This is a genomic window from Xenorhabdus lircayensis (genome assembly GCF_016306625.1).
GTDB classification, from domain to species: domain Bacteria; phylum Pseudomonadota; class Gammaproteobacteria; order Enterobacterales; family Enterobacteriaceae; genus Xenorhabdus; species Xenorhabdus lircayensis.
This window is the reverse complement of the sequence record NZ_JACOII010000063.1, coordinates 17944-29882: the sequence shown is the minus strand read 5'-3', so window position 1 is coordinate 29882 and position 11939 is coordinate 17944. Positions and strand designations below refer to the sequence as shown.

At 42.8% G+C, this 11939-nt stretch carries 10 protein-coding genes; 5 read left to right on the top strand and 5 right to left on the bottom strand.

The genetic code is table 11. The annotated features are described in order from the left end of the window. Positions 1 to 286: 286 nt before the first annotated feature. On the top strand, positions 287 to 2227 hold the full coding sequence (locus H8A87_RS17410) for an exoribonuclease II (RefSeq protein WP_198691188.1): 1941 nt from the start codon (positions 287 to 289) through the stop codon (positions 2225 to 2227). A 76-nt stretch (positions 2228 to 2303) separates the two neighbouring features. After that, complete coding sequence (bla, locus tag H8A87_RS17405) at positions 2304 to 3242, top strand: class A beta-lactamase (RefSeq protein WP_408646941.1); 939 nt, start codon at positions 2304 to 2306, stop codon at positions 3240 to 3242. A gap of 106 nt (positions 3243 to 3348) precedes the next feature. On the opposite strand, the gene yciH is transcribed toward bla, so the two are convergent. The 4 genes from yciH to H8A87_RS17385 form a co-directional block, all read right to left on the bottom strand. Continuing rightward, a complete protein-coding gene (gene yciH, locus H8A87_RS17400) occupies positions 3349 to 3672 on the bottom strand; it encodes a stress response translation initiation inhibitor YciH (RefSeq protein ID WP_198691186.1) in 324 nt (107 codons plus the stop codon). Next, entirely contained in the window at positions 3665 to 4405 is a 741-nt protein-coding gene (pyrF, locus tag H8A87_RS17395; RefSeq protein ID WP_198691185.1) for an orotidine-5'-phosphate decarboxylase, read from the bottom strand. Before pyrF ends, yciH begins: the two co-directional genes overlap by 8 nt. Positions 4406 to 4597: 192 nt before the next feature. After that, positions 4598 to 5767 (bottom strand): lipopolysaccharide assembly protein LapB, encoded by a 1170-nt coding sequence (lapB, locus tag H8A87_RS17390; protein ID WP_198691184.1) that lies wholly within the window; start codon positions 5765 to 5767, stop codon positions 4598 to 4600. 6 nt (positions 5768 to 5773) lie between these two features. Continuing rightward, a complete protein-coding gene (locus tag H8A87_RS17385) occupies positions 5774 to 6088 on the bottom strand; it encodes a LapA family protein (protein ID WP_198691183.1) in 315 nt (104 codons plus the stop codon). 414 nt (positions 6089 to 6502) lie between these two features. Between H8A87_RS17385 and ribA the strand changes: the two genes are divergently transcribed. After that, positions 6503 to 7099 (top strand): GTP cyclohydrolase II, encoded by a 597-nt coding sequence (gene ribA / locus H8A87_RS17380; RefSeq protein ID WP_198691189.1) that lies wholly within the window; start codon positions 6503 to 6505, stop codon positions 7097 to 7099. A gap of 123 nt (positions 7100 to 7222) precedes the next feature. On the opposite strand, the gene acnA is transcribed toward ribA, so the two are convergent. Continuing rightward, positions 7223 to 9928, bottom strand: coding sequence for an aconitate hydratase AcnA (acnA, locus tag H8A87_RS17375; RefSeq protein ID WP_198691182.1), 2706 nt, complete (start codon positions 9926 to 9928; stop codon positions 7223 to 7225). A 282-nt stretch (positions 9929 to 10210) separates the two neighbouring features. Here acnA and H8A87_RS17370 point away from each other — a divergent pair, with 282 nt between their 5' ends. After that, positions 10211 to 11032: a hypothetical protein gene (locus tag H8A87_RS17370; protein WP_198691181.1), complete on the top strand. Its 822-nt coding sequence runs from the start codon at positions 10211 to 10213 to the stop codon at positions 11030 to 11032. A 103-nt stretch (positions 11033 to 11135) separates the two neighbouring features. Next, positions 11136 to 11750: an FMN-binding negative transcriptional regulator gene (locus H8A87_RS17365; RefSeq protein WP_198691180.1), complete on the top strand. Its 615-nt coding sequence runs from the start codon at positions 11136 to 11138 to the stop codon at positions 11748 to 11750. Positions 11751 to 11939 lie beyond the last annotated feature (189 nt).

The window sequence follows — 11939 nt, the reverse complement described above, 5'->3', positions numbered from 1 at the left end:
TAACCATTTAATACATGACCCTCAAACGGAACCCCATACATTGTGGTGATTTTTTAACATACGAACTACAGCATTAGAGCATTAATGTAATGATTCGCAGTAACTTTCCTGATTCCGTGATGATTTCACTAATAGCACCTCTTTTAATGGGCATACTGTATACAATTATTGGGCTTACTCCACAGTTTTTCCTGTTTCGATAAGATGTTACTTGCTCCATACCCTCGATTCGCGTAAAACTGTTGTCCAAAATTATTGATAATAACTCCATACTCCCCAAGATATTATGTTTCAAAATAATCCGCTGCTTGCGCAGCTAAAACAGCAACTTTACTCTCAAACCCTGCGAGTAGAAGGTCTAGTCAAAGGCACTGAAAAAGGCTTTGGCTTCTTAGAAGTCGATGGACAGAAAAGCTATTTCATTCCACCGCCCCACATGAAGAAAGTAATGCACGGTGACCGGATCACCGCTGCTATCCACACAGATAAAGAGAAAGAAATTGCTGAACCAGAAGCTTTGATTGAGCCATTTCTGACCCGTTTTGTAGGAAGGATCCAGAAGAAAGAAAACGACAACCGATTATGGATTATTCCTGACCACCCATTATTAAAAGATACCATCCCTTGCCGCCCGGCAAACCATGTTACCCATACTTTCGAAAATGGCGATTGGGCTGTAGCTGAAATGCGCCGGCATCCACTGAAAGGCGATCGTGGGTTTCAGGCTGAAGTTACCGGCTATATTACTCAAGGTGACGACCACTACGCCCCTTGGTGGGTAACATTAACTCGCCATAGTCAGGAACGTGAAGCACCAGTAATGACAGATTGCCAGCTGGATGATGGTTCTATCGAACGCCTCGATCTTACCGCGCTCGATTTTGTCACTATCGACAGTGCAACGACCGAAGATATGGATGATGCCCTGCACATCGCCAAAAATGATGATGGCAGCCTGAAACTTTCTATTGCTATTGCCGATCCGACCGCTTATATCAAAGCTGACAGTGAATTGGACAAAATTGCTTACCAGCGTAGCTTCACCAACTACCTGCCAGGCTTCAATATCCCAATGCTCCCTCGCGAACTGTCAGATGATTTATGCTCTTTGCGTCCCAATGTTCGTCGCCCTGCTCTGGTTTGTCAGGTTTCTATTCTGGAAGATGGTCAATTGGGTGATGACATCCAATTCTTCGCTGCATGGGTTGAATCTAAATTCAAGTTGGTTTATGACGAAATCTCAGACTGGTTAGAAGGCCAAGAAGGTTGGAAACCGGAATCAGAAGCAGTCACTACGCAAATCACACTTTTAAAAGAGATGTGCGAACGCCGCAATAACTGGCGTCATCAATACGCGTTAGTCTTCAAGGAGCGCCCAGATTATCGGTTTATTCTTGATGAAGGTGGGCATGTTGTTGATATCGTTATTGAACAACGCCGCACCGCCAACCGCATTGTTGAAGAAGCCATGATCACAGCGAACCTGTGTGCAGCTAAGGTTCTGCGTGATAAGTTAGGTTTCGGGGTTTATAACGTCCATACTGGCTTCGAGTCTACTCAGATAGAGCAAGTCGTTGAAGTCCTGAAGGAACATGGCATCGACGTTAATGCCGAAGCATTGTTGGGATTAGAAGGGTTCTGTGAATTGCGTCGTGAATTGGATGAACAACCGACACAATTCTTGGATAGTCGTATCCGTCGTTTCCAAACTTTTGCGGAAATCAAAACAGAACCAGGCCCACACTTTGGGCTGGGCTTTGATGCTTACGCCACTTGGACATCCCCTATCCGCAAATACAGCGATATTATCAACCACCGTTTGTTGAAAGCGATTATTCAACAAACTGAAGCGGAAAAACCTACTGAGGAAGTTTGCCTGCAATTGACAGATCGCCGCCGGGCAAACCGCATGGCAGAGCGCGATGTCGGCGACTGGCTCTATGCTCGTTTCCTCCATCCACATGCAGGTACAGACAATACATTCCCAGCAGAAATTATCGATATTACCCGTGGTGGTCTACGCGTTCGTCTGGTTGATAATGGTGCCATTGCTTTCGTTCCTGGGCCATTCCTGCATGCGGTTCGTGATGAACTGCAATGCAGTCAGGAAACTGGCTCAGTATTGATTAAAGGCGAAGCCGTTCACCGCTTGAATGACATTATCAGTGTTCGCATTGAAGAGGTCAGAATGGAGACTCGCAATATCGTGGCACGCCCTATAGGTTAATGTTAACTTTGTAGGTAATTCCATATAAAACAAATCTGCCGCCATTTATGGGTGGCAGATTTTTTATTACAACAAGATAATAAATTACTATATGCGACCTTCTATACTCAAACTAACAAGCATAACACCCCTACTTTTTCCGCTACTTGGAGCGTTGACTGCGTTTCCAGTCTGTGCGACTAATCATCAAAATGAAATTCTCCACCCAAGTGATACGCTCAAGAAAAATCAGATCACCCATCAGCTTTCAACACTAGAAAAAAACGCCAATGGTCGTCTCGGTGTTGCATTGATAGATACGACCGATCATTCCACTATCACTTATCATGCAAATGAGCGTTTTCCTCTATGCAGTACCAGCAAACTAATGGCAGCATCAGCTATGCTGAAACAGAGTGAAACAAATGGCTATTTATTGAACCAGCGAATTCACTATCAACAATCAGACCTTGTTGAATACAGCCCAATTACGGAAAAGCATCTCCAAAATGGCATGACATTGAGTGAGTTAAGCGCAGCCACATTACAATACAGCGATAATACAGCGATGAATTTGCTCCTTAACCAGTTAGGTGGCCCGCATGAAGTCACCAAATTTGCCCGCACTATCGGTGACAATCACTTTCGCCTCGATCGCAAAGAACCCGAATTAAATACTGCCGTACCGGGTGATGAACGTGATACCTCTACACCACAAGCCATGGCGAACAGTTTATATACTTTGGCATTAGGAAATGCGCTGGCCACAACACAACGTGAACAATTAATTGAGTGGTTAAAAGGAAATACAACTGGTGATGCTAGCATTCGTGCCGGAGTGCCAAAAAATTGGATTGTGGGAGATAAAACAGGTCGCTGCAATTATGGTACAACAAATGATATCGCGGTAATCTGGCCAAAAAACAATCGTGCACCATTAATTTTAGTTACTTACTTTACACAGCCGGATAACCCAGTGGCCGACGCTCGTCCTGATGTATTAGCTTCAGCTGCACGTATCATGACTCAAAACTGAGGAATGGAGTGAATAAAACAAGACTCGTTATTATTCATTAAACATATTCAATGAACAAAGCTATGCAGTTCATTCTCTGCATAGCTTGTAAGATAAGAAACTGAACTTAACCTCCCGCCAGTTTCACCTTCATGCCTTTCGCTTCCAGCAATTGCTTCAGCAAGTCACGTTTATCGCCCTGAATCTCGATGTCACCGTCTTTGACAGAACCCCCGCAACCACATTTTTTCTTCAATTCTGCCGCCAGATTAGCGAGGGTTTGGTCATCAGTATCAATGCCCGTAATCACACAAACACCTTTCCCTTTACGCCCACTGGTTTGGCGCTGGATACGTACGATACCATCACCTTTCGGACGAACGGGTTTGGCTTTTTCCTCTTGGATGCAACCACTATCCGTCGAATAAACCAAGCGAGAATTATTATCCATGAACGATCCCAATAGATTGATTAATCTGCTGTAGTGCCAACGCTGGATTTTCTGCACGGGTAATTGGACGCCCGATCACCATATAATCCACCCCAGCCTGAACCGCTTGAGAGGGTGTCATAATACGACGCTGATCGTCCGCTTCCCCCCCTTCTGGGCGAATACCCGGAGTAACAAGCTGAAACGCCTGTCCACATACCGTTTTCAACTGCTGTGCTTCATGGGCAGAACAGACCACCCCATCCAGACCACACTGTTTTGTCAATAATGCCAAACGTTCAGCCTGCTGTGCTGGAGTCACATCAATACCAGTGCCCAACAGATCAGATTGTTCCATGCTGGTCAATACCGTGACAGCGATCAACAACGGAGCATCCTTACCATAGGACAACAACGCTTCTTTCGCGGCCGTCATCATTCTCGCACCACCACTCGCGTGAACATTAACCATCCAAACACCCAATTCAGCTGCAGCCGCTATCGCTTTTGCCGTTGTATTAGGAATATCGTGAAATTTGAGATCTAAAAATACGTCAAAGTCACGCTGATGTAACGCCTGAACAAATTGCGGACCATACAGCGTAAACATCTCTTTTCCCACTTTCAGGCGACAGGATTGTGGATCAATCTTGTCGACAAATGTCAGTGCTGCGTCCTGATTGTCATAATCCAATGCAACGACAACAGGCGAGTCAATTTGTTTATCTAAAGTTTGAGCTGTCTGGGAGGTCATTTTTAGGCCCTTTGATTTACCAATGAACTTGAATTACTAATGAAGAGGAACATGTCTGTAGCCAAACATGTTTTTAAAACAATTCGTTTATTTATAACAATGGGTTTATTTAAAATAGTACGTTTAATGAAAATAGTACGTTTAATGAAAATAGTGCATTGCCAATACATGACGCCAATAATAGTGACAGTGTCACTGCCCATCCAAACCTCGAATCGGTTTAATAGAGTCCCATGAGCGACATGATGGACAATGCCAATATAACGAGCGGGAAGTGAAGCCACATTTATGGCATCGATAATCAGGCTTCGTGAGAATTTGTTCACCTACCATATTGCGTAAAAGGATCAAGCTTTCTTTAGCACGCCCTTCTTCTGCGTCCGCCAAGTGGTAATCCATCAGGCGATAAAACAGCCTCATTGTTGGATGGCGTTCCAACTGACGGTTAATGTAATTTTGGGCAATATCACGCCCTTCTTTCTTCTCAATAATGTCAGCCATATGAAGCTCTGCAATTGCACCACACTTTTCTTCTACACAGCGCTGTACAAAAGCCTTCCACTCATCCGGTTGGGATAGGTGTTGGTAACATTCTTGCAACATTGGCAAAGATTCACTGATCAGTTGCTTATCTTGTTCGAGAATACATTTCAACGCATCCGTCGCTTTAGAATATTCATTCTGAGCCATATAAATACGGCCTAGCATGATTGAAACACGAGCACAATTTTTGTCTGCCTGAGCAGCCTTATTCAAATGCCCGATTGCATCAGTAAAATCATCACTGCCCATACATTGCAGTGCCAACTCACAGTAAAAATGGGCGATTTCTTCCCGAAAATGGTGTTTACCCAGTTTTACCAGTTTTTCAGCGATCTCAATGGCCTTATTCCAATCACTGGTTGACTGATAGATGGTTAGTAAAGAATTGAAGGCGTTCTCACGGAAGTCAGTTTCATCAACCAACTGCATGAACATGTTTTCGGCTCGATCATAAACTCCAGCAGCCATATAGTCCCGCCCAAGTTGCTGAATCGCAAGCAAACGCTGCTCAAATGTCAGGGAAGCACTTTCCAGCAGGGACTGGTGAATACGGATTGCTCTTTCAACTTCACCACGGGAACGGAATAGATTGCCCAATGTTAGATGGGCTTCAAATGCAGAACTATCCTCTTTCAGCATATCAAGAAATAAATCTACCGCCTTATCTTGCTGATTAGAGAGTAAGAAATTAACACCATCGACATATTCACGTGAGAGACGGTCAGCCGATTGTTGTTTATCTTGTTGAGCACTTCTGCGCCCCATGTACCAACCATAGGCGGCAGCAATGGGAAGCAACAGAAACAACAGCTCTAACATGGAGAATTATTCCTTGCTTAATGCTACGGTCGATGCAGCTTTTGCGGATGACTCAGATGGCTGTTCCAGCTGTGTTTCCAGGCGCTTGATTTTACGTTTCGCACGTCGCAGAGAAACACAGGCACGCAGATAAAATGCCCCACAGATCCCCCAACCGAGGATAAAACCGACAGTAAATAACACAGCCAGCAATGTGGATATAGAGTACTCACCTTTAGCAATCAAATAATTAAATGTTACTATCTGATCATTATTTGCTCCCAGTGTCACTGAGATAACAAAAACAACCAGTGCTAGTAATAAGATCAGAAAATATTTCACATTTCTTCCTGTTATCTATTGTTGCTGATTGGTTATGCCAAATAACAGACATAATGGCGTGTTAAATTAGCATTTCTCGTCTAGGCAAAGGAAGCAATTTATTGCAACGAACGCGGTTTTCCTTCTTTTTGTGATATTATTCTATTTGTCTGCACTAACCCTACCTTTTCCCCCAAACAAGCTCACACGACTTATCTGCAAAAATCAGCTTATAGTTTAGCATGTTAATATACTCATCATTAAAGAGACTGATGCTTTTATTCATACGTATTAATAAATTCTGTTATAATGCGCGGACGTACGTGTGTTGTAATCAGAGAAAATTTTTTTCACAGTTTTAGCTGCTTTATTAACCGATATTATTCTGAATATCGCAATATTTATAACGAGAAAAATCAACATATGAATACTAAAATGCAGCTAAAACGAGTAGCTGAAGCGAAGTTACCTACGCCATGGGGCGAATTTTTAATGATTGGATTTGAAGAAATCGAAACAGGCCGTGACCATGTCGCTCTTGTTTTCGGTGATATTTCTGGTGATGAACCCGTATTATCACGAATCCACTCAGAATGCCTTACGGGAGATGCTTTATTCAGTCTAAGATGCGACTGTGGTTTTCAATTAGAAGCTGCGCTGTCGCAAATTAGCAAGGAAGGCCGCGGTGTCCTGCTGTATCACCGTCAGGAAGGCCGTAATATTGGTTTGCTGAATAAAATCCGCGCCTATGCTTTACAGGATCAGGGCGTTGATACCGTTGAAGCCAACCATCAGCTAGGTTTCGCTGCCGATGAGAGAGATTTCACCCTTTGCTCAGACATGTATAAGCTGTTAGATGTTCATGCAATCCGCCTTCTGACCAACAACCCTAAAAAAGTTGAGATCATGATAGAAGCTGGCATTAATATCATCGAACGTGTATCGCTGATTGTAGGTCGTAATCCCAAAAACGCTTTCTATCTGGATACCAAAGCCAGCCGAATGGGGCACTTGCTGTTTAAATCAAACTGAGTGTTCTCTATTTATCTTCTGCCAGATCTACAAACAATAAAAACTGCGTCGGTGTGGGCGCAGTTTTTATTTCTGAATATGATTTACTTGATTACTACCATTTTGTCTTGTTTCATCTTGCCATTATTTCAGCATATTACGAATCACATAATGCAAAATGCCATCGTTATAGAAGTAAGCCAGTTCTGTACCAGTATCAATACGACAACGAGCATCAATCACAATATTCTGTCCATTGGCATAAGTAATTTTCACCGCAATTGTCTGTCCGGGCTTAATGTTTTCCAATCCAGCAACATCAATTCTTTCATCACCTGTCAGATTTAATGTCTTGCGGCTAATACCTTGAGGAAATTCCAGCGGCAATACCCCCATACCAATTAGGTTAGAGCGATGAATACGCTCGAAAGATTCCGCAATCACAACTCTGACTCCCAATAGCCTTGCTCCTTTCGCAGCCCAGTCACGACTTGAACCAGAGCCATACTCTTTACCCGCAATAATAGCTAACGGTATCTTTTCTTCTTGATAACGCATGGCTGCGTCATAAATGGCAAGCTGAGTCTGTGATGGGATATGGCGTGTGTATCCACCTTCAATACCAGAAACCATTTCATTGCGAATACGAATATTGGCGAATGTTCCCCGCATCATAACTTCATGGTTACCGCGCCTTGAACCATAAGAATTAAAATCTTTTGGCACAACTCCGTGTTCTTGCAAGTAATGTCCGGCTGGGCTGTCGGCCTTGATATTTCCTGCTGGCGAAATGTGATCGGTAGTAACTGAATCTCCCAAGATCGCCAATATGTGAGCCTGATGAATATCCGTCACTGGTTCAGGTTCAACCGTCATCCCACTGAAAAAAGGCGGATGGCGAATATAGGTTGAATCCGGCTGCCAAGAATAGGTCGCTGAACTTTCGACATCCAGAGATTGCCAGCTTTCGTCACCATCAAACACGGCATTGTACTCTTTATGGAACATTTCAGTTCTGACTTTCCCAACTGCTTCCGCGACTTCCCAGCTATTAGGCCAAATATCTTTCAAGTAAACATCATTACCCTGTTGGTCTTTCCCAATAGGCGCTTGAGTCAGATCTTTTTTCATACTGCCAGAAAGTGCATAGGCCACCACCAGCGGCGGTGACGCCAGCCAGTTTGTTTTCACCAATGGATGAATACGACCTTCGAAATTTCGGTTACCGGAAAGCACTGCACCTACAGTCAGATCGGATTGCTTAATCGCAGTTTCAATCGGATCTGGCAGTGGCCCAGAGTTACCGATACAGGTAGTACAGCCATATCCCACCAAGTTAAAACCGAGTTTTTCCAGATATGGCATGAAACCTGCTAACTCCAGATAATCTGTTACTACTTTAGAACCCGGTGCCAGTGAGGTTTTAACCCACGGTTGACGCTGTAAGCCTTTCTCAACCGCCTTCTTTGCAAGTAAACCTGCGGTCATCAGTACACTGGGGTTAGAGGTATTTGTACAGGAGGTAATGGCAGCAATAACCACTGCACCATCTTGCAGTGAAAAAGTTTGGTTATCTAAGGTGACGGATACCGCCGATGAGTGCTCTTGGTTTTTATGAATATCCAGTTCCATGGCTGATTGGAAAGCTTGTGGTACATTTCCCAGCGCGACTCTATCCTGAGGACGCTTCGGCCCTGCCAAACTTGCCTCAACCGTTAACATATCCAACTCAAGACTGCTGGTGAATATAGGTTCGTCCCCCGCATTACGCCATAGCCCCTGTTCCTTGCAATAGGCTTCAACCAAGGCAATTTCCTCTTCATGACGTCCTGTTAAACGCATATAGCCTAATGTAATGTCATCAACAGGAAAGAAACCGCAAGTTGCTCCATATTCAGGCGACATATTGGCAATAGTTGCTCTGTCTGCCAACGGCAAATCGGACAATCCATCACCGTAGAATTCGACAAACTTGCCTACAACACCATGCTTACGCAACATCTGCGTCACAGTCAGTACAAGGTCAGTTGCAGTGATCCCTTCCCGCAATTTTCCAGTCAATTTAAAACCAACAACGTCAGGGATTAGCATGGAAACTGGCTGCCCCAACATGGCGGCTTCGGCTTCAATTCCCCCAACTCCCCATCCCAGCACTCCCAAGCCATTAATCATGGTTGTGTGGGAATCCGTTCCTACTAACGTATCAGGATAGGCAAAATCCTTACCATCCTGATTCTCATACCAAACCGCCTTACCCAAATACTCAAGGTTAACCTGATGGCAGATCCCCGTTCCGGGCGGTACAACGCGGAAACGATTAAAAGCCTTCTGCCCCCAACGCAAGAACAGATAACGTTCATAGTTGCGTTCCATTTCAATCTGAACGTTTTCTGCAAACGCCTGCTCTGTACCAAATTTATCTACCATCACTGAGTGGTCAATAATTAAATCAACAGGAGACAGCGGGTTAACTTGTTCTACATTTCCACCGAGCCGCAACACAGCTTCTCGCATAGCAGCAAGATCCACCACAGCCGGAACGCCGGTAAAATCCTGCATTAGCACACGGGCGGGACGATAGGCAATCTCTCTGTCCGCATGCCCGTTTTTCTGCCATTCCACCATCGCTTTCAAATCATCTTCCACAACAGATTCACCATCAATATTGCGTAGGAGATTTTCAAGCAGAACTTTCAGTGATTTTGGCAGGCGGGACATTTCGCCCAATTGCTCGGATAACAGAGGTAAGCTGTAATAGTGGTAGGTTTTACTGCCAATGGATTTACTATCAATCGATTTACTACTGATCGAGAGCGTTGAAGCACAGTCCGTTTTCAATTTAAACGACATAACTCCTCCTTTATTATTATGGTCAGCTACACCATTAAACATAACATATAAGCGAACATTTGTTATTCAGCGACCACACATTTTGCTAACTCGCTGTAGAACCTCACTTATTGATAAATTTTAGTGATGACATCCCAAAAGTAGATATGTTTTATTCATGGCATAAGAGATTGATGAAATCGAATTTCGGGTTCTAAAGTACTTTTAGCGATAGGTTTCAAATTACAGCTCGAAAGATGAAGGGTATATTCAATGGGTTCATTAAAGATTGGAGCATGAATTATGGATGCAAAAACAGATAAAAAACACCAAAATTATTTAAGCCATATACAACAGGCTAATCAATTTTTTTCTACTGGCATTAGTAATAAATTTTCCTTGTCAGATTATCGGTTTAACGATACAGATGGCCTTGTCCAATTTGTTATTACTTCACAATTTGCTGATAAAGCCAGTGTCATGCAACGATTGAATGAAATCAAAAAAACACAGATAGCCCTTTCCTCAATAGTCACCGACTATATCACCAAATACTCCGATACCCACGGCAAGAAATATAAAACAGATATTCAATTTTGGGGAGACATCATGGCAAAACTGCCATTGATGAGCGTTAGAAATATCGAAAGTCAAACCTATCGCCATGAGATGAAAGGTTTTTCCATTGCAACAAATTTACTCCAGCTCATCATGGATATTATTTTAAAGTCATCCTCTCCCAGCTTGGAAAATTTTTCTAATTTCCTGCAAAAACAAGGTGATGCTATAAGGCTGGGTTTAAAGAGGAATGGTGATCATTATTCTACTCTCACATTGGCTAGTGTCATTGAAGCAATGGGAATTGGCGATCAAGTCATGTACGTACCCAAACTAAAACTCTATAAAATAGATTTTGACAGAACCAACTCAGAAATAGCGTCAAATTGTGCTTCCAATGAAAATGTTAATATCGAATTTACTTATTCTACCTGTGTTTCATTATTTGATTATCAAGCATTAGAAGATCCCGAAATAAAGACGGCTTTTGATCACTTTGTTCTTAAAAACAAAAAATCTTCAATAGAGGATTCTGATAGTTTTTTCAGTGGTGAATTCAAGCCCTGATCAAGAAACCACAATAAAATAATTGCAATGCTAACATATTGAAGAACGGTGATTAAATTCGCACCAGCAATCTTAAACTCAATTTATATGGAGCTACAAAGCTATGTATATACCTCATAAGATGAAAATGACAGACAAAGACAATATCACCGAATTTATTTCCACTTATAGCTTTGGGTTGCTGGTTTCTTCCTCTTTGACAGGCACACATATTCCGTTTGTATTTAACCCTGATGAGGGAGATAGAGGGATTTTATATGGCCACGTTGCCAAAGCCAACCCACATTGGAAAGAGTTGGAAGAACAAAGAGTCTTAGTGGTCTTTACTGGCCCACATACCTATATATCTCCCACTTGGTATGAATCTGCCCACGCCGTGCCAACGTGGAATTACACAGCCGTCCATTGTTACGGTGTCACAAAGATTTTAAGTGACGACGAAACTAAACTGGCCTTGGAAGCATTAGTTAACAAATATGAAATTGGCTTGGTTAAAAATACTGAACTGATGCCAGAGGAGTTTCTCAATAAACAACGACAAGCCATTGTCGGGTTTAAAATCATTATTGATGAAATACAAGCCAAGGAAAAACTAGGGCAACATAAAAGCCGAGGCGATCAAAATGGTGTTTTCACGGCATTGAGTGAAAGTAAAAGCATTGACGATAAAGAGTTAGCAAACTATATGAAAATACGCAATATCGGCACAGGTGAGTAAACCAATATAGTCAGGCATAATAAAATAGACTGGTAATTGTTAAGAATTTTTCGCTTGTTGTTTGATGAAAATAGAGAAAAGAACTTCCCAGCCACTTCCAAAACTTACCACCCCCAACAGTTCATCTAATCTACATTCATTGAGCTGGTATCAGAAGCTCTGCAAGGCCACCTCATTCTCAAAAAGGGG

What these genes read in the sequence shown, in the direction of transcription:
- H8A87_RS17410 (WP_198691188.1), top strand. Translation starts at nt 287, where the DNA reads ATGTTTCAAAATAATCCGCTGCTTGCGCAGCTAAAACAGCAACTTTAC.
- yciH (WP_198691186.1), bottom strand. Translation starts at nt 3,672, where the DNA reads ATGGATAATAATTCTCGCTTGGTTTATTCGACGGATAGTGGTTGCATC.
- pyrF (WP_198691185.1), bottom strand. Translation starts at nt 4,405, where the DNA reads ATGACCTCCCAGACAGCTCAAACTTTAGATAAACAAATTGACTCGCCT.
- lapB (WP_198691184.1), bottom strand. Translation starts at nt 5,767, where the DNA reads ATGTTAGAGCTGTTGTTTCTGTTGCTTCCCATTGCTGCCGCCTATGGT.
- ribA (WP_198691189.1), top strand. Translation starts at nt 6,503, where the DNA reads ATGCAGCTAAAACGAGTAGCTGAAGCGAAGTTACCTACGCCATGGGGC.
- acnA (WP_198691182.1), bottom strand. Translation starts at nt 9,928, where the DNA reads ATGTCGTTTAAATTGAAAACGGACTGTGCTTCAACGCTCTCGATCAGT.
- H8A87_RS17370 (WP_198691181.1), top strand. Translation starts at nt 10,211, where the DNA reads ATGGATGCAAAAACAGATAAAAAACACCAAAATTATTTAAGCCATATA.
- H8A87_RS17365 (WP_198691180.1), top strand. Translation starts at nt 11,136, where the DNA reads ATGTATATACCTCATAAGATGAAAATGACAGACAAAGACAATATCACC.